General features: G+C 46.8%; 15 protein-coding genes. 4 read left to right on the top strand and 11 right to left on the bottom strand.

Going from position 1 to position 19,654, the window contains the following annotated elements:
- The first annotated feature begins 109 nt into the window (after window positions 1-109).
- Window positions 110-796, top strand: a complete 687-nt coding sequence (locus D0C16_RS09535) for a mobilization protein (protein ID WP_151032111.1) — start codon at window positions 110-112, stop codon at window positions 794-796.
- Window positions 797-875: 79 nt separating this feature from the next.
- Here the strand turns inward: D0C16_RS09535 and D0C16_RS09540 are convergent, their stop codons facing one another.
- The gene (locus D0C16_RS09540) at window positions 876-2,429 is read right to left on the bottom strand and encodes an alpha-N-arabinofuranosidase (RefSeq protein ID WP_151032113.1); all 1,554 of its coding nucleotides are present in this window, start codon (window positions 2,427-2,429) and stop codon (window positions 876-878) included.
- 273 nt (window positions 2,430-2,702) lie between these two features.
- Between D0C16_RS09540 and dinB the strand changes: the two genes are divergently transcribed.
- Complete coding sequence (gene dinB, locus D0C16_RS09545) at window positions 2,703-3,803, top strand: DNA polymerase IV (RefSeq protein ID WP_151032114.1); 1,101 nt, start codon at window positions 2,703-2,705, stop codon at window positions 3,801-3,803.
- Window positions 3,804-3,807: 4 nt separating this feature from the next.
- On the opposite strand, the gene D0C16_RS09550 is transcribed toward dinB, so the two are convergent.
- From D0C16_RS09550 to D0C16_RS09580, 7 genes are all read right to left on the bottom strand, one after another.
- A complete protein-coding gene (locus tag D0C16_RS09550) occupies window positions 3,808-4,389 on the bottom strand; it encodes a DJ-1/PfpI family protein (protein ID WP_151032116.1) in 582 nt (193 codons plus the stop codon).
- A gap of 15 nt (window positions 4,390-4,404) precedes the next feature.
- Window positions 4,405-5,682, bottom strand: coding sequence for an MFS transporter (locus tag D0C16_RS09555; protein WP_151032117.1), 1,278 nt, complete (start codon window positions 5,680-5,682; stop codon window positions 4,405-4,407).
- A 176-nt stretch (window positions 5,683-5,858) separates the two neighbouring features.
- Entirely contained in the window at window positions 5,859-6,065 is a 207-nt protein-coding gene (locus D0C16_RS09560; RefSeq protein WP_151032119.1) for a YtxH domain-containing protein, read from the bottom strand.
- A gap of 258 nt (window positions 6,066-6,323) precedes the next feature.
- Window positions 6,324-8,888 carry a carbohydrate-binding protein gene (locus D0C16_RS09565; RefSeq protein WP_225319032.1) on the bottom strand — a complete coding sequence of 855 codons (2,565 nt, stop codon included), beginning with the start codon at window positions 8,886-8,888 and terminating at the stop codon, window positions 6,324-6,326.
- Window positions 8,889-8,984: 96 nt separating this feature from the next.
- Window positions 8,985-11,243, bottom strand: coding sequence for a glycoside hydrolase family 3 C-terminal domain-containing protein (locus D0C16_RS09570; protein WP_151032122.1), 2,259 nt, complete (start codon window positions 11,241-11,243; stop codon window positions 8,985-8,987).
- A 221-nt stretch (window positions 11,244-11,464) separates the two neighbouring features.
- Window positions 11,465-12,739, bottom strand: a complete 1,275-nt coding sequence (locus tag D0C16_RS09575) for a glycosyl hydrolase (RefSeq protein WP_151032124.1) — start codon at window positions 12,737-12,739, stop codon at window positions 11,465-11,467.
- A gap of 247 nt (window positions 12,740-12,986) precedes the next feature.
- Complete coding sequence (locus D0C16_RS09580; protein WP_151032125.1) at window positions 12,987-13,337, bottom strand: pentapeptide repeat-containing protein; 351 nt, start codon at window positions 13,335-13,337, stop codon at window positions 12,987-12,989.
- 516 nt (window positions 13,338-13,853) lie between these two features.
- Between D0C16_RS09580 and uxaC the strand changes: the two genes are divergently transcribed.
- Together uxaC and D0C16_RS09590 are read left to right on the top strand one after the other, a co-directional pair.
- Window positions 13,854-15,269 carry a glucuronate isomerase gene (gene uxaC, locus D0C16_RS09585; RefSeq protein ID WP_151032127.1) on the top strand — a complete coding sequence of 472 codons (1,416 nt, stop codon included), beginning with the start codon at window positions 13,854-13,856 and terminating at the stop codon, window positions 15,267-15,269.
- Between the two features lie 179 nt (window positions 15,270-15,448).
- A complete protein-coding gene (locus tag D0C16_RS09590) occupies window positions 15,449-16,342 on the top strand; it encodes an AEC family transporter (protein WP_255482043.1) in 894 nt (297 codons plus the stop codon).
- Window positions 16,343-16,357: 15 nt separating this feature from the next.
- On the opposite strand, the gene D0C16_RS09595 is transcribed toward D0C16_RS09590, so the two are convergent.
- The 3 genes from D0C16_RS09595 to D0C16_RS09605 all read right to left on the bottom strand — a co-directional run bounded on the left by D0C16_RS09595 (window position 16,358) and on the right by D0C16_RS09605 (window position 19,475).
- Window positions 16,358-16,852, bottom strand: a complete 495-nt coding sequence (locus D0C16_RS09595) for an N-acetyltransferase (protein WP_151032130.1) — start codon at window positions 16,850-16,852, stop codon at window positions 16,358-16,360.
- A 13-nt stretch (window positions 16,853-16,865) separates the two neighbouring features.
- Window positions 16,866-17,747 carry an SMP-30/gluconolactonase/LRE family protein gene (locus tag D0C16_RS09600; RefSeq protein WP_151032132.1) on the bottom strand — a complete coding sequence of 294 codons (882 nt, stop codon included), beginning with the start codon at window positions 17,745-17,747 and terminating at the stop codon, window positions 16,866-16,868.
- 162 nt (window positions 17,748-17,909) lie between these two features.
- Entirely contained in the window at window positions 17,910-19,475 is a 1,566-nt protein-coding gene (locus D0C16_RS09605) for a sodium/sugar symporter (RefSeq protein WP_151032134.1), read from the bottom strand.
- Between the last annotated feature and the right edge of the window lie 179 nt (window positions 19,476-19,654).

Below are 19,654 nucleotides of genomic sequence, written 5' to 3' on the forward strand. Positions count from 1 at the left end.
TCCATTCCGCAAGAACAAGCCCTCTTTTGGGGCGCATTAAAAAATGTCACATCGCATGTGATAAAGTCCCTTCGCAAAAAAATCTACAACTTCCAACAAGGAAACAGCAATGAGCAATATCCACTTTATTGGCGGAGAAAAAGGCGGCGTCGGCAAATCCATGACCGCACGTTTATTAGCACAACATTTAATTGATGCGGGTACGCCGTTTATCGGGTTGGATTCCGACCAATCACACGGCACTTTTTCGCGTTTTTACAGCGAGTTTGCTTCGCCACTGATTATTGACAACTACGACAGTCTGGATCAATTAATTATTCTGGCCCAAGAAAACCCGGAGAGTGATTTGATCGTTGATTTGGCAGCGCAAACTTCGACTCGCCTAGGTAAATGGATTGAAGAAAGCGATGCACTCACGCTACTACAGGAAATAGGCTGTCAGGTTTATTGGTGGCATGTGATGGATGACGGCGCTGACTCGGTACATTTGCTTAATAATTTATTAAATCGCTACCCGGAAGACTTTCTGAAAATTGTGGTAGTAAATAATTTTGGGCGCGGCGAATGTTTCGATTATTTCGAAAAGTCCGCAACCTTTCAGAAAGCCAAAGATCGCGATGCAATTTTTATTAAAATCGGAAAGCTGCAACCGCAATTAGCGGCGCGCATTGATTTCAGCAACACCAGCTTTTGGGCTGCTGCCAATAACAACGATGTAATGAATATTATAGAGCGCTCACGTGTGCGTGTGTGGTTAAAAAACACCTATCAGGAATTGGAAAAGTTAAGCCAATAAGCTGGCAATAATTTCACCCAAACAAAAAGGGCGCAACTCGCGCCCTTTTTGTTTACTGCAACTCTATTTGGATTTTTCGCTATTCAACTGCCACTACTACAATTGATTTAGCCGGCAGCGCCAATGACAATTTTCCGTTAGTCGCCTTAGCAGAATAGGCTTCAGGTTGAATTGCGGTTGGTGCCGCAAAGGTATTATGTGCATCCATCGCTTTTGCAGTTAATACCTGCCCACTCACGGAATTAATTTTCACTCCGGCAAGGTTGATATCAACAGTTTCCGCGCTGTGGGGATTCGCGTTAACCAACGCCAGATAAATCTTCCCATCTTTTGCGCGCGCTGCCGTTGCACTCACCGCTGGAACAGACGTTTTACCCAAGGTGTACTTGGGCACATCTTTTAACTCCAATGGCAGGCTGGTCGCATCCTGAAACGGAACGTACATTTTGAACACATGATAAGTTGGAGTCAGAATCATTTTTTCCTTATCCGTTAAAATCATCGCCTGCAACACGTTCACCATCTGCGCGATGATGCTCATGTGCACGCGGTCCGCATGCTTATGGAAAATATTGAAATTCAATGCCGCCACAATCGCATCGCGTAAACTGTTTTGTTGATAGAGGAAACCAGGATCATCGTCACCGGTAACGTCATACCATGTACCCCATTCATCCACATAGAAACCAACCTTTTTCTCGGGATCGTTTTTATCCATTACCTTTTTGTTGTTAATGATGAATTGATCCATTTTCAGGGTATTCACCAGGGTGGACATCCATTCCGCCTCAGGAAAACCAAGCGCGGCACCTTTTACTTTCCAATCACCGGTCGGCAAGGTGTAATAGTGAAAGGTCAGTGCATCCATACGCAATGCCCAATTCGGTTTCACATTGGCGGTAAGATGATCGGCCCAACTGGTGTCGTCAGTGTGACCACCGCTCGCAATCAATATCGGCGTGTTGTGTTTGGGCGTTTTGAGAAAGCTGGCATATTGCTTATAGAGGTGCGTATAAAACTCCGGGGTCATGTTGCCACCGCAGCCCCAGGCTTCATTGCCGATTGCAAAATAATGGACACGGAAGGGTTTATCGCGGCCGTTCTTACGACGCAACTCCGCGAGCGTCGACTTGCTTTCGGAGGTCATGTACTCCATCCAATCCGCCATTTCTTGCGCAGTACCAGTACCCAGGTTGCCGTTGACGTAGGCGTCTGCGCCCAACATTTCCACCAGATCAAAAAACTCGTGAGTACCTACCGCGTTATCCTCAAGCACACCGCCCCAGTTGGTATTTACCCGCACAGGGCGCTTATCGCGCGGCCCGATACCTTCACGCCAATGGTATTCATCGGCAAAACAACCGCCGGGCCAACGCACCAAGGGGACATGAATTTCTTTCAAGGCACCGACTACATCATTGCGCCAGCCGCGTGTATTAGGGATTTTGGAGCCCTCACCCACCCAAAGCCCTTCGTATATTCCACGCCCAAGATGTTCGGTAAATTGGCCATAGATATTCTTATTAATGACCGGACCTGGCTTGGTGGTATCCACGCTCATTTGGGTATTGGCGAATACCAGGGTGGAGGCGCACAGGCCGATAGCGGCGGCGAGCGGTTTGATAAAACGCATAGGATTTTCTCCAGAGTTTGTATTTATAGTTAAATCAGGCCGGGCAAGGATAGTCGCGCAGAGATCATATAGTCATACAATTTAACCTATTTTTACTCGTCTCACACCACATCTGCAGTCTCTGGAGTAAAGGCAAAATCGGGGGAATTTCCACTTTGCTGTCAGTCATTGGCAGCAACATCACCCGCCAGCTCTCAAATCAACATTCAATCGCTGCCTTTTAAGGGATACTGTGTTTAAATACAGTATCACCATGCTGATTGAGCTGCTCGCATGCGCAAAATTATCCACCTTGATGCCGACTGCTTTTTTGCCGCAATTGAAATGCGTGATGATCCGTCGTTGGTCAATTTACCGATTGCTGTCGGCGGGCGCAGTGAACGACGAGGGGTTATATCCACCTGCAATTATGTCGCGCGGCGCTTTGGCGTACATTCGGCTATGCCCACCAGCCATGCCAAGCGCTTGTGTCCAGACCTGCTGGTATTGCCACACCGCATGGACGCTTACCGCGAAGCCTCACTGCAAATGCGCAGTATCTTTTACGAATACACTGACTTGATCGAACCCTTATCATTGGATGAAGCCTTTTTGGATGTGAGTGATTCAGAGTTTCATAACGGCAGTGCCACCTTGATTGCACAGGAAATTCGCGCACGCATCCAGAAAGAAATTGGAATTACCGTTTCTGCCGGCATTGCGCCCAATAAATTCCTCGCGAAAATTGCCAGCGACTGGAATAAACCCAATGGGCAATTTGTAATTCCGCCGGCAAAAGTTGCAGCGTTTGTGGCCAATCTACCGGTTAAAAAAATCTACGGCGTCGGTAAGGCCATGGCTGCCAAACTCGCAGAATCCAGTATTTTCACCTGTGGGGATTTGCACAAATTTTCAGTGTTTGAATTAACCCAGCGCTTTGGTCAAATGGGCACCCGTCTCTATCATTTGAGTCGAGGTGTTGATGATCGACCCGTGACGGTGGATCGCCGTCGCAAATCATTGAGCGTGGAAAATACCTTTGCCAATGATTTACCGGGGTTAGCACATTGTCTGAATGAGATCCCCGCGCTCAGCCAACAATTAGCCATTCGCTTGCGCCGTGTGGACGATGACTACCAGGTGGTAAAACTGTTTGTGAAAATAAAATTTTCCGATTTCAGCATCACCACTATTGAACGTAGTGCCAGTGCTGTTGCATTGAGTGAATTGCAAAGCCTATGCAGCGATGCGTACGAACGAAAAAATATGCCCGTGCGACTATTAGGTGTGGGAGTACGATTTATTGATTTGCGAGTGGACAATAATTTTTTGCAGCTGGAGTTATTTTCCGGCGCGGGCAACGTCGTGTCACTGCCAAGCAACACTACTCACTAGCAGCTCACCGCTGATTCCAATCATATTCCATCTGTCGCGCCGTTTTTTCCGCCAAATCGCGACTGTGTAAGCGACTTACCAAATACAAACTCATATCAATTCCTGCGGAAATACCTCCGGAAGTGACCAGACTTCCTGCATCGACCCAGCGAATTTTTTCCTGTACCACGAGTGCCGGGAATTGCTGGCGCAATTCGGGGATATCTTCCCAATGCGTTGTCACTTCAACGTTACCTAAATCAGTGGCGTTGGCAAGCAAAAAAATGCCAGTACAAACGGTAGCAACAAGGGGTACCCGGTCACATTGTTGTTTTAGCCAAACCATTACAGTATTTTTTTCCATTTCACCGGAATGTACGCCGCCAACAACTACCAGCAAATCCAACGCCGGATGTTTGTGAATTGAATAATCCGGAATCACTTTAAAGCCCGCACGAGCCGTAACACTACGCCCTGTTTCGCCGATGAGGTAGACACTAAATAGATCCGGTGTGCCGTTAACCCTCGCAGCGGTAGAAAATACTTCAAACGGCCCGGAGAAATCCAACACTTCAGCATCGTCATAAATATAAATTCCTACATTCATTGCAGAGCTCTCCCATTAGCTCACGTTTTTAGTTAGTTTGAATTTTGCCCAGGTTAATAACGCCATGGCAATTAACGCAAAAAATGGTACCTGCCATAAGAGTGCACTACGCAACGCATTGCCTTCAGCCGACTCGGGAAACTGCGTAAGTAACACAGAGAACGCCAAGCTAAAAATGCCGTAACCCAAATTAAAAATAAGCCCTTTAACCGATAATACAGTCGCACGACGAAATGATTCCGCTTCCTCGTGCAACACACGGCTCACCGTAAAACCCAGGAAAAAGATCACGCTAAACACAAATATGGCTGGAATCAATCCGAACACTGGCCAGGCCGGCACAAGAGCTACTAACCCCAACAAGGTACACACAACAATAAAGACCAAATTGGTAAATAGGCTGAAGTTTTCATTGAGATATTTTGCAATTGAGGGAATAACGAACCCCATTACCCCAAACAGAGCACCAAGAAAGCCGTAGGTCCATTCAGGCACTTCAATTAATCGATAATAGCTGCTGTTGATGGTGGCAAAGTTACGCACGATAGAATCCACCGCAACGCCAATCAAAATAATCACCAGGGTTTTGGGTGTGGTTAACACCCAGCGCGCCGAGCTGAGAATATGGTTGAGCGTATTTTCCAGTCTGGCGCCGGCGATAGCATGGGTCGGTTCAATCATTTTTAACGTGAACCATAAGCAGACCAGTGCTTGCAGCAATACCAAAATGACGGGCAGCCGGTGCGCGAATTCAGTAGTAATTTGCGCGAAGGATGGCAAAACGAAATTGACAATACGTGGGTCATATAACAACCCGCCCAGAATCATGGCAACGACAAAACCCACCGAGCGCCAACGCATGGCTTTTGCGAGTAATTCATCCCAGGCCGCCGCGCGATTTTGTTCTGGTAGCGAATCATAGGCAAGCGCCTCATCGGCACCGCTGGCACAAGCTTCCGATAACCCGGAACAAATTCGATTGATAACACAGAGCCCTAACAACAGTGCCCCGCTCGTCCAGGAAGCCAATAACAGGCAGAGCATTTCAAGCAACATTAACGCTGCTGCTGCAACAAGCAATTTGCGCCGCCCAAGCGTATCAGCCAATGCGCCCGAGGGAACTTCAAACAGGAAGATTGTGAGGGCCCAAATGAAATTGAGCATGACAAATTGATCAAGCGTCAGCCCCAAATCAATAAATAAAATAGCTAAAACGGGATAGTAGGCGCGAGCGGTGAAAAAAACGGAAAAAATAACAAATCGACTGCTATTGCCGGACAGATCTGCACCCATATTTGTGTCCTTGATAACTTGATCAATGTGCACTCAATATAGCTGTTTATCCCGCCGGCGTCAGCGGCAATAGATCAGTAAAAATCACATACCACCACCAGCTACACGGCTATCACTGGCAATGGTTAGCCGATATTGGGAGCGCCCAATACCGGCTGTTGTTGAAATCATTCTAATTAGCAGTTTTTGTCGGTAGCCTCTTCGCAAACATCTTCGACTTTATCCTTGATTTCATCAGCCGCGTCATCAATTTTATCGCGCACCTCATTACCGGCTTCATCAAGTTTTTTGCCCAATTGTTCTGCTTTCCCATCATTGGAATCACAGGCCGCCAATGGAAATGCCAGACATAAAATAATCAATACTTGCTTTAGCGTTGTCATAATAGACTCCTTACCGATTTATTTCTTTTCAATAAAGAATTGCACAACATCAAACATCACATTTCGTAATGCGTAATGCATGCCAACTAATTAAATTCCCAATAAATTCAACAGGTAAAGATTAATCGCCCGCAAAAATTGCGAATAGCCTAATGAAAAATTAATAACAATCGGTAAAAATTACAAACATCCAACACTACAACCTTCCTTTATAAAGCAAGCGGGTATGTTCATAGATTTCCGCAAACATCCAGGTTACTAATGCAGAAAGCCCAAACCATACCGGGTAGTTTCAAAGGTGCCAATAAATAGATCCTGCTCAGCGGGAATAACACCCGGTTGAATGCCTAACCTTGCAGTATGGTTTTCGCCAACAGTATTTCGCATAAAGTCCTTATACCAACCGAGCCAATACAATTCACCGATTGGACTTGTTTCTAAATAGCCCTGCTCCTCCGCACCGTGCAACCCCTCCAATCCATTGTAAAAACCGTAAATATCGCGCTGATATTGCTCGTACACATGCAAAATTTCATGCGTAAATACCGGATGTGGTGCATTGGGAGTATTCGGCCACTGCGTAGCATTATTCATTGAAATAAACCCGTTGCCAGCCCAAGCTCCCGCACCACCAGCACCATCGATGCGAGCACCGTTTTGGTTATACACCGAAAATGCAAAAATAATAATTTGATATTGCGCGCGAAGTTGCTGCAAACCAGCATCGGAGAGAAACGCCTCAGGACTAAAATCCTGGTTGCTATTAGTACGCAACGTAACATTTTCCACCATCGGTAATACACTCATATCCCATTGCTGCAAACCATAGGAAAAGGGTTTGGTCCAGATGTTGTAAGTCATCTCCAACTGTTTTAAGTAGCCGGCCAATTCACTCTGCTGTAAGACGCCAGTTAAATTGGTGTTTGAATAGAGCGCGTATTTAATGGGTAAAATCGCAATTTTCACCGTATTTTGCACACCCAGAGGCTGTAACCCTGCAAAATTTACCAACGCATTGCCATTGCGCAAATCTACGTCTTGTTCGAAAAAATTACCTTGATAATTCAGATGCTCATCGCGGTATTTTCCCAGACCTACTTTATAGCTCCCCACCGGCAAGAAAACCGTCGCCGGCATCGAACCAGGGATATACATATCATTAATATAAAGATTTGCGCCCCATTGGGCGTCTACCGTTGGCGCGACTTCCAGTTTCTGCGGCTCGGGTAAATTGGGGGTATTAACCGTTAAATAATAACGATGGCGTATTCCCTCGGGATTGTCGGCCAAGCATTGAGGTTCATAATCGTATTCCGCACAATATTTAGAAAAAATAGATTGACCATTCACCCATAACTGAACATCAATTGGGTTTCTATTTTTACCGTTAATGCCAATCACTTTTACACTATTCGCACCTTTCCAAAACAATGCACTGATATCCAGCTTTCCGTTGACAGGCGGCGACAACTTACTTCTGCGCAATTGCCCGCTGCGCCATACCTCCCGCACCACATCATTCACAATGACATAGAGAATATCGGTATTGCCTTTAACTTCGATTTCTACCTTATCCTGGACCGGACTAATAGCTGGCACAAAACGTATATTATCAAGCGTTAGATTGCTAATAACGGATGCACTGGAAATTACCAGGCTAAATGCCAGATCAGTGTATTCCCCTTCAAGATCTTGTAAGGCTTGCGGTATGGCCGCCGTGATACCGGTGAATTTTTTTAGCGGAATATCTGCGAGATCAATTGTTGATAAGCGCAGATTATGGATATTTCTGGATGGTACACTGGCTTCAATTGCCAATGTGCCGACAGCAGCATTTTCCAGATAGATATCCATTCCCATCTGTGCCCCCCAATTTTTAAATGAATTAATTGCCGCTGAAGTAATTTTCGTCGTAGTGATATTAGTTAAACTGAGTGCATAGTCGCCTTGTGTACGATTACTGGATAATTGCACGCTGGTATTACTCGCCGTCCATAACCCCGTACGCTCAAAACCAAAGAGTAAATGTGGATTAATTTTTGAGTACGGAAGCGTTACGGTGTTCGAGATAGAAGAAGCGGATGAACTGGAACCAGTGTTCGGCGTAAATTTAATCCAGTTAATATTTACGCCGCCGGACGCAATCGCAAAGCGAAAAGTGTGCACCCCTGCCGTGGAAATAATCACTGTCGCTGGACGCTGCGTAGCCCAACTATGCCATCCAGCAGTGGTAATCCCCACATTAGAAACCAGCGTAACTCCATCCATACTAAGACTGTAGCTACCTGTGATTGCAGAGGCAACACGCGTGCTAATGGTGTAGGTGCCAGGCAACAAATCAACCTCATACTCCAACCATTCACCCGGCGTTCCCCAACCGACGTTATAGCCCCCACCAACATCGCTGACCGGTTCAATATCAACCGCATCAGTGCGATAACTTCCACCTTCATTGGCCGGCGTTGAGTCAAAATAGCGGTTGTAATCCTCAGCCTGAACAATTACTTCGCGTGCGGCCAACGCCGAACTATTCGACGATGAAATATCAGACACGGAACTCGAAGACAACACACTTGACGATGCGCTTGATAAAACTCCGGCCGCAACGCTGGAATTGGGGATAGAGGAAAGAGATTCGGGACTCGATGTAACTGACGATAGTGACGATGGTGTTGAGGAAATAGCACTGGCGGTAGACGAGGAATTTGCCGGCGTTAACGATGAAGGGGGTTGCCCGCCTGCGCTTTTACCGCCACCTCCACCACCGCAACTAACTAATCCACTAATTAACAACAATGACAACACACGTAGATACCGGTCCATCACAATAAAATCCACCGTTTAAAAGAGAATATAAAACCGAAAAAAAATAAGGCGACATAATGTCGCCTTATTTGCGGAGAGAAGCAAGCCATTGGCTTACTTCCCATTAACGTCCACCACTTGCGCCGGAAGTTTTACCTTCACCCGCGCTTGTGGCTCAGTCGCTGACGTGGCAAGGATCACCTCATACTGGCCTTTGGCAATTTTCCAGGTTTTGGTTTTACCCTGATACATTCCCAATAAACGCGGATCAACGCTCACCGACACCTGGGTAGACTCACCGGGTTTTAAGTCTACTTTCTGGAATGCCCCCAAACGTTTCGGTGCCTCCCATTTGGTGCTCAGTGGGGCAATATAAACTTGCGCCACTTCTTTACCCGCAACAACCCCGGTATTTTTTACACTAAAACTGATATTGAGCTGGTTGTTTTTCACAACAGCTTTCAAATCGTTAAATTCAAAATTGGTGTACGACAAACCAAAACCGAACGGAAATAAAGGCTCCTGCTTGTTTGCATCAAACCATTTGTAACCTACGGTCGCCCCTTCGGAGTACGTCACGTCAAAACGTTGATCTTTGACTTCCGGATATCCATCTACTTTTACACGCGGCAGTTGCGTCTCTGCAGCTGGAAAGGTAATTGGCAAATGCCCCGAGGGATTCACTTCGCCGGTCAGTACGCGTGCGATAGCTTCTCCACCACTAGTACCTGGATACCAGGCTTCTACCACGGCGCCGACATCAGTTAACCAAGGCATTAATACCGCACCGCCCGTTTGCAAAACCACCGCCGTTTTTTTGTTAACCTTGGCTACCGCGGAAATTAAGGCATCCTGATTATCTGGCAATGACAAACTAGCCGCATCCACTGACTCTGCGGTCCACTGATTAGCAAACACCAATACCAAATCACTTTCTGCGGCCAACTTTGCAGCAGCTTCTACATTAGTACCCTCATCAAAGGTAATACGCGTGTTGGGCAGGCGCGCTTCCAATGCTTTCATGGGTGACGAAGGATGGTAAACCATAGGGCCGGGGAATACTTTCGGGCCAAGACCAGAAACCGCCATACCACCGAGCGGATAAACCTGTGAGGAACCACCACCGGAAAGCACGCCAACATTTGCATGGGAACCAATAATGGCAATTTTTTTCACGTCTTTTGCAACGGGCAACAGCTTGTCATTTTTTAATAAAACGATAGCTTCTTCTGCATCTTTTTGAGTGATGAGTGCATGCTTTTTGAAATCGATATTGTTACTGCCTTTGGGTACCGGGTTGTCGATAATACCTTTATCAAACAAGGCAAAAAGAACGCGCCCGGCCATATCATCAAAACGCTCTGGTGATACCCAACCATTCACCACCGCTTCTTTTAGCGGCTCTTTAAAATAGGCAGAGACATCGAAGGGAAAACCAGATTGTTGATCGAGCCCGTTATTTGCCGCGGGCACAGTCGAGTGAGTTGCGCCCCAGTCGGACATAACCCAACCTTTGAAGCCCCAATCCTGTTTCAACACCTGATTCAATAAGTAATCGCTTTCACAAGCATAAACACCGTAGACACGATTGTACGAACACATGACCGATCCCGGGTTGCCAATCTCGTAGGCGAATTGCAACGCAAGCAAATCAGACATGCGTCCGGCAGCTTCATCGATATTTACGTTCACATTAAAACGCCCGGTTTCCTGATCGTTGTAAGCAAAATGTTTTAAGGTGGATACAATGTGGTTGGATTGCACACCTTTAATTTGATGACCGACCATCACGCCTGCGAGATAAGGGTCTTCACCACCGTATTCAAAATTGCGCCCGTTGCGTGGCTCGCGCACCAGATTCACACCACCAGCCAGCAATACATTAAAGCCTGACGTGCGCGCTTCGGAACCTATCATGGCACCGCCGTCAAACCCCACTTGTGGATTCCAGGTAGCTGCCGTCGCCATGCCCGATGGCAATGAGGTGCGTTCACGTACATTAGGACCTGATTGCGAAGCGACACCAACACCGGCATCCGCTTGCCAAATATGTGGAATTCCCAGACGCGGAACACCGTAAACAAACCCGGCGGACTGTGGATAAGACTCAACCGGACGAGTAAAATTTTTCCAGGGCGCATCTGTTCCAAAATAACCCATCAATAAACCCAGCTTTTCATCCATGGTCATTTCTTTTAACACCAGTTGTGTACGCTCCTGGGCGCTGAGTTTGGTGTTCATCCAGGGTTTGCTTGCCAGCTCTTGTTGACTGGGTACAACCTGCGGTTGTGGAGGTTGTGCAAGTGCACTTAGCGGCAAACCAGCCAGAGCGCAGCTCATGGCGATAATGCTGAGTTTTTTGGAATAGGTCATAAGGAGCCCCTTGCGTTGTGTATTGGAGAGTTTTTTAAAAATATTGTTGTTATGTGATGCTTATATATCGAGCCTTGTGAGAGCCGCGCGATACTAGCGGTTCGGCGTGTTGAACGCAGGAACTTAACGCATTTTTACCTGCCATTCCTGCACCCACCGTTTTAGTAGCCTGCATAAGGAAACGGCCCTTGTGCGAGAGCCGTTTTTATTACTGAAAACCTTTACTTAACCTCAGTGGCCAAGCCATAAACACCGGATATATCGCGATTAAATGCAGTAGCCTCGTCCTTATAAAAGATCCGAAAATCTTCCAGGGTTCCATTTTTGATATTTTCTTCGCGTTTAGTAGGCACCCAGTAGTGTGGCACTGGTGTTCCATCGGGCCCAGACACACCTTGCGGCGCGTTGCGCCAGGTTAACAGGAACGCAATACGGCGCGCGTCCTTGTCTGCCTTTAAACCAGCGATAAGCTTTTGATACCACTGGTTGTCGTATTTGCCCGCTTCAATATCGGGCGCACGAATTCCAATTTCAGAAATCACCGGAATTTTTCCACGCGCCTCCGCCATACGCACCACCAAGGCCGCATTAGCCACCACATTTTTAAACCAGTCAGCATTGTTTTCTGCGGGGCCATAGGTATCAAATCCCAACACATCTACCCAGGCATTTCCCGGGTAGCGCTCAAGATAATTTGCTTCAGTGACATTCCAAAAATTATTGGGGGAATAAGCGTAAAGAAAGTTGTGCACGCCTCGTTTATCGCGCAGATATTCTACGGTGTATTGATAAAGCCGTTTGTACTGTTCGGGCGTAGATTGTTTATCGCCCCACCAAAACCAAGCACCGGTATTTTCGTGCAGTATACGAAAGACAACAGGAATCAATTTGCCCTGATCATCTTTCAAGGTGTTAGCCCAATCCGCCAACTGATTCAGATAGCCTTTGTACACTTCATTAAACGCGCCGCCCGGCAGGGATTCTACGACGGCGGGCGTTTGATCCCAGGCAGTCCCGGTCATCCCCTGGCCTTTTTGTTTATCGGTTTTGGGGTTATCAAAATGCGAGCTAACGGTAATAATACCGCCGCGTGCATAAGCCATTTTTATTTGCGCAACCACATCCCCTTCTTGTTTTGGGGAAACAATACTGAGCGTGTCCCAACCGTAGACAGCGGCGAAATCACCCACCGCGTTAAAAGTATCTGACTGAGAGCCATCAGTGGTGGTAATAGTCAACCCTTGTGTTGTTTCATGCTGATGGCCAAACATTATTGCGTGTTTACGCTGCTGTAGCATAAACGCAAACAGAGAGCGGGTTTCAGCAGTCGCCTTTTTGTCGACAATATTAATTTCAATAGGCGCTTTCACCTGCGCACCGACCGGCATTTTAGAAACCTTGGTTTCGGCCAGTACAACGGCGGAAAATGCGGCCACAGTTAACGCAGAACACCATCCCAACACCGATACTATTTTCGGCACTAAACGTTTTTTCATTCTACCCTCGCGGATTTTAAAAATGACAAGGCAAAGAGTTTGCCTCTTTTTAAAAGTTGTAATAACCGCTGGTATTGTGTTTTTGATTGCACGATATTTTTTTATCGTACAAGTATTTTTTTACCAATCATTTATGCATTGATCACTTTTACATCGATCACATGTGTATCGATCAATCGGCATTTCATGATTAGCTACTGTTTTTATAATTTTGTTGATCGAAAATCCAAACGCGAGCAGAACACTACTATTTGCTGAAATAGCGCACTCGAATTCCCAGATCAAACGACAATCGCAATTCTGTTGCTGGTATCTCTGCGGGAAAAAAGCAACCCGAGATATGCGCCTGGCAAAAGCTTGCTCCTTCCAGTTGCGTATTGCGAAAATCAACCCCACGCAAATCGGCACCGCGAAAATACGCATCGCGTAAATCAAGACCACTGGCATCCAACTCGCGTAAATCCAACCCGCGGAAGTCGCCACCGCGCAACATATTTTCTTTCACTTCCCCGCGCGCTTTGCGCTGATTAAACTCCGCCACCCGCTCTGAACGAAGCAATGCGTAGTAAGGGTTATTGTGCACAATCGGCTTGGTCATAGCAGACTCCATTGAGTAACAATAGCGGTAGCAACAAATATTCTAAAAACCTGCTTTGACTATAGTTGATGAATCCACTTTTGCTTAACCGGTTTAGCGGTGGAAGGGATTATACTGTAAACGATTACATTCGGGTTTAAGAAGTGTTATAGGCAATCTAAATGGCTACGCCAAACAGTTGGTATTTTGCCTGCCAACAGTTACACTGGTACCCAAGCTGCAACATAGCAGCGCGCCCAATAGTTACGGTTTTCGTGTGGTCATCCATTGAGCCTTTTGGGCAGGCAATCCTCGGTCAAACTTATCTCTTCGTGTATTGGCAGCATGCTATTACGCGATGGAATAACAACATTCAACCAGTCTCCCTTTCCAAAGGTTGCTCGTTTATTTTTCGAGCTAGGCTTTATCTATAGCTTCAGGAAAGACGGAACATGCGTTGAGCGTAATACTTTCTTGCCATCGCACAGCCTCAGCGGGAAAAGCTGTTGCCTCGGCATATCTTGAGGAATTGTGAGAATGAGCTTTATCCACGACGACTTTTTGCTCGATACCGAACAGGCGAAGGTGCTGTTTCATGACTACGCCAAGAACATGCCAATCATCGATTACCACTGCCACCTACCGCCCGAACAAGTAGGCCAAAATAAGCAATTCCGAAATCTCTACGAGGTTTGGCTGGCGGGTGATCATTACAAATGGCGAGCTATGCGCTCCAACGGCGTCGATGAACGCTACTGTACTGGCGACGCCAGCGACTGGGAAAAATTTGAACAATGGTGCGCAACGGTTCCGTATACCCTGCGTAATCCTCTCTACCATTGGACTCACCTCGAACTGCGTAAACCTTTCGGTATTACGGATCGCTTGCTTGACAGCACCAACGCCAAACGCACCTGGGACCAATGCAACGAATTGTTGGCAACACCCGAATTCAGCGCGCGCGGCTTGATGCAACAGGCCAACGTTAAAATGGTGTGCACTACCGACGATCCAATTCACGATCTCCAGCATCATAAAACCGCCGCTGCCGATAAATCGTTTAAATCGGCGATGCTGCCAACCTGGCGCCCTGACCGCGCTATGGCGGTGGAGAATACTGAAGCCTACAACAAGTATCTGGATCGGTTGGCGATTGCTGCTGATGTAAACATCAACACCTTCACCGATTTAATGCGCGCGCTGGACATTCGCCACGATTATTTCCACGCTAATGGCTGCCGTTTGTCGGATCATGGTTTGGAAACCGTTTACGCAGCGGATTACACCGACGAAGAAATTAAAGCAATTTTCCTCAAAATCCGGAGCCACAAAGATCTGGACGCAGTGGAAATTGAGAAGTTCCAATCCGCCATGATGGTAGAGTTCGCCCTGCAAGATCACGCCAAAGGCTGGGTGCAACAATTCCATATTGGAGCAATTCGCAACAACAACCCGCGCTTGTATCGCACTCTGGGCGCTGATACGGGTTTTGATTCGATTGGTGACCACAACTACGCCAAACCCCTGGCGAAATTTTTGGGCCGTCTGGATGATCAAAACAAACTTGCCAAGACGATTATTTACAACTTGAACCCGCGTGACAACGAAGTCATTGGCACCATGATCGGTAACTTCCAGGACGGCTCAGTGGCTGGCAAAATCCAATTTGGTAGCGGCTGGTGGTTCCTCGACCAAATGGATGGCATGACTCGTCAAATCGAAGCCTTGAGTCAATTAGGTTTATTGAGTCGCTTTGTGGGCATGCTGACTGACAGCCGCAGCTTCCTGAGCTATTCGCGTCACGAATACTTCCGTCGCATACTGTGCGGAATGTTGGGCCGCGATATGGCAAAAGGTTTAGTGCCAAACGATACCAAAATGGTAGGCAAAATGATTCAGGACATCAGCTTCAACAATGCGAAAAGTTATTTTCCGTTTGTAGTGCCTGAATAAGTCTACGGGTTTGTTTTGCCATACATCATTTGCAGTACAATAAAGCCCGGTTCGCCGGGCTTTATTGTTTTCGGCGTTAAAGATTTTTCACGCGAGCATTAGGCTTCAGGTAAATCGTGCTTACACACGCACTCCACACATTTCTTTTTGCCTTTAAAATTACTGCGCCCGTTTTCGTAATGTTATTTCTCGGGCTTTGGCTCAAAAAGCGCAACAAGATTAACGACACCTTTATCAAAACCTCATCGCAATTGGTATATAGCCTCGGCTTGCCGGTGATGCTATTTATTACTTGCGCGACCGCCGACACGTCGCATGCAACCGACTGGACCTTATTAATTGCGTTTGCGGTAATGACCGGACTGGTCTTTATCGGCAGCTTGTTAACAGCCCATTGGCACTGTAGCGATAAACGCGATGAAGGTGTGTTTATTCAGGGTGCTTTTCGTGGAAATTTGGTAATTCTCGGGCTGGCATTTTGTGCCAATGCGTATGGGGAGAAAGGATTAGCGCTCGCATCACTGCCCGTTGCAATGACGGTTATTGTCTACAATGTGCTCTCCGTTTACGTATTGAACCGCAGCTTGAGCGAGAGCGGCGCTTCATTAAAACCCACGCTGATTGGCATTGCAAAAAATCCGCTGATTATCGCAATTGCGCTGGGGTTCCTCGTAAACCTATGCAGAATTACATTACCAGAGGTTATTCTCGATAGCGGAAAATATCTCAGCCAAATGGTATTGCCGCTGGCATTAATTTGTATTGGCGGTTCACTTGGAACAGCGCGCTTAACTCACATTGATTCAGCCACCATGAGCGCCTGCGTGTGGAAACTAATTCTTTCACCGCTAATTGCCTGCTCATTGGCAATTGCCTTGGGTTTACGCGGTGATGCACTGGCTATTTTATTTTTATTAGCGGCGTCGCCCAGCGCGACCATTAGCTTTGTGATGGTGCAAGCGATGAACGGCAACGCACCTCTCGCTGCAAGAATCGTAGCGCACACCACCGTGTGGGCACTCGTTAGTGTCACTATTGGCTTATGGGGTTTGGAGTTAATGCAATTAACGTGAGCGTATTTGCGTCAATTAATTTAACTTCTTTTGCCAGAACACCGCGTGCCCTACTTTGGGGTCCAGAGCATAACCGGAAAAACCGAATTTCTGGTATGCGCGCTGTGCGGCTTCATTACCGGTTAATACTTCCAGGGTTATTTTGCAGCAACCGCGTTCGCGCGCGATTACCTCTAATGCAGCCAGCAAACGCTGACTGAGTTGCAAGCCGCGATATTCTTTTACCACAATTACATCGTGAATATTAATTAAAGGTTTTGCGGCAAAGGTAGAAAACCCTTCAAACGCATTGAGCAACCCCGCCGGCGCCCCATTTACATAGGCAAGCAGTGACAGCGCAAAATCGCGTTTGGCCAATTCAGCAACCAGCGTGTTTTGCACCTGATCTGCCAGCGCAGTTCCGCCGCCCATAGGGTCAGTGGCATAGGTATTTAACAAATACACCAGGTCCTGCGCGTGTTGTGGATTTTTGTAATCGGCTTGCACAATTTGAATAGATGCTTGTGTCATAAATATTTCCGTGTTAACCAAACCGGGATTCTTCCAAGCCCTGAATATCGGTTTGAAAAATAAATAAATTTCCAGCTTGTGGCTGCTGTCGCAATGCTTCATCACTTAACCCAATACGCGCACTAGTGACCGCCAAAACATTTAATTGCTCGCCGCCAAAAGCAACACAGGTTGCCTGGGATACCGGCATGGGTAATACAAAATCTTTAGCGCCATCGGGTGCGTAACGCACTACGCGACTGCCACCCCACTGTGCATTCCACACATAGCCCTGCGCATCTACGCAGGCACCATCAGGTTCCACACCGGGTTCGGTTTGCGCAAATATTTGGCGATTGGAAAATGTGCCGGTTGCTGCGTCAAAGTCATAAACATTGATAGCGTGTGACGGAGAATCCGCGTGATAAAGCTTGCGCGAATCCGGGCTCCAGCAGAGCGCATTGGAAATATGTAAACCGGCAAGATGCTGATGTACATCCCCATCAGCCGTTAAAGAATAAAGTGCTGCACATTGATCCGGGGTATGTTGTTGTTCACGAATGGTCCCCATCCAAAAGCGGCCCTGACGATCACAGCGGCCATCATTGGAGCGATTGCCGATTAGATGCGCTTCCGGTTTTGCAATCCACGCCAATGCACCTGTTTGCGGTTCAAACCAGGCAAAGCCGGAAGCAAAAGCCGCCAACAAACGCGAATCATTTTTTGCAAATGCAAAACATCCCAGTTTTTCCGGTAAATCCCAGTGCGATATTTTCCTGGTATCCAGGTGATAGCGATAAAGTGTTGCGCTATGAATATCCGTCCACCAGAAACACCCATCTTGATGATTCCATTGCACGCCTTCGCCTAACAGGTTTTCACAGGGAACCGTATCGATTAATGTTATCTGAGTCATTGCGATTATCTTTTGATCGGTAGTTGCTGTCATTTTGGGAAAAACTATTCTCGCAAGCTGCTGAGTTAACAACTAACTCTAACTTCCGCAGGGAAATTCACAGCTGTAAAAATAAAAATGCCCCTAAAAAGGGGCATTTTTTTATCCCGAATGGGGGTCAGCTTACCACCAGGTAGCGTAGATTACGACAAGCACCAAAATTACACCGAGCGATGCAATGTTGAAGCCTCCAGTAGTTTTAAAGCTAATACCTTTCAGATCAATCGCATTGTCCTGTGCTTTAGCGCCAGCAAGATAGGTAACGGCGGCAGCCAACACACAACACAAAATAAATACCAGACCAACACGATCCATAAATGGCATTTCGGGCAAATAAATCTTAAACGCCCAAGACAACACTACAGAGGCAATTGCAGCGGTTAGCGCAGAGGCAGCGGTTGCTTTTTTCCAGAAGAAACCAAACAGGAAAATCACCACAATGCCCGGGGTAAAGAAGCCGGTAAATTCTTGAATAAATTGGAATGCCTGCTCGGATTTACCCACTAGAGGTTTGGCCAACAATACCGCAATGATCATCGCGACGGTCGCAGTTGCACGACCGATAAATACCAGTTTGTGTTCTGATGCTTCCGGATTAATAGATTTTTTATAAATATCCATAGTAAAAATGGTGGACACGCTGTTGCTCATAGAACTCAATGACGAAGCAATCGCTGCAACCAGGGCAGCAAAGGCAACCCCCAACAACCCGTGTGGTAATAACTTCATCATTTCAGGATAAGCTTGGTCTGCTTTCGCCAAATCCGGCGCGAGGACTACTGCGCAAATTCCCGGCAGTACCACAATAATCGGCACAAACAATTTTACGTAAGCGGCGAATGCCATTCCCTTTTGCGCCTCTTGAATACTTTTTGCAGCCAGAGCGCGCTGAATGATGTATTGGTTAAAACCCCAGTAGCTGATATTCATAATCCACAAGCCGCCAATCAACACTGAAATACCTGGCAGGTTGCTGTAGTTAGGATTATCCGGCGACAAAATCATATCGAATTTTTCCGGTGCTTTTTCCAACAAGGTAGAGAAACCGGAGACTACACCAGCCCCGCCAGAAATTTGATTTAACGCGAGATAGCTCACCAAAATTCCGCCCAATACCAATAACGCAACTTGAATGATATCGGTCATAGCTACCGCTTTAAGGCCGCCATAAATGGAGTAAGTCATAGAGAAAATGGCGAGAAAGATCATGCCATACAACATGTCTACACCGAGGAATTGTGAAATAGCCAATGAACCCAGATACAACACTGAGGTTAAGTTTACAAAGGTGTAAAGCGCGAGCCAGAAAATCGCCATAACAGTGCGCACGCGTCCGTCATACCGGTTTTCCAAAAATTGAGGCATGGTGTAAATGCCTTTGGCGAGGAAGATCGGCAAAAAATACTTTGCGATAATAATCAGCGTAATTGCCGCCATTAACTCGTAAGCCGCGATGCCCATTCCGATCACATAACCAGAACCGGACATACCAATGATTTGTTCTGCCGAAATATTTGCGGCAATCAGCGATGCGCCTATCGCCCACCAGGGCAAAGATTTGCTTGCCAGAAAGTAGTCATTCGCATTTTTGTCGTGCCCTTTTTCATCGCGGGAAACCCACCAGGCCACACCTAATAACACCAACGTGTAGACGACCAATACGCCTATATCAATGCCGTTAAGAATCATGATTAACCTCTATGTAGTAGTGCTTCAGACACAAAGCACTTTGTTATTAAAAAATTTTGTTTTTATCAGGACTGCGATTTCTTGGTCTACTACGACTTTTGGGTCTAAAGGTGCCAACTTGTCTCGCGTATTAAAAATAGCTCTCTCTTTAAGCAAGAAGCATTCACCAGTGGTACTGA

Origin of the sequence: Cellvibrio sp. KY-GH-1 (genome assembly GCF_008806975.1) — a bacterium.
Classification (GTDB): domain Bacteria; phylum Pseudomonadota; class Gammaproteobacteria; order Pseudomonadales; family Cellvibrionaceae; genus Cellvibrio.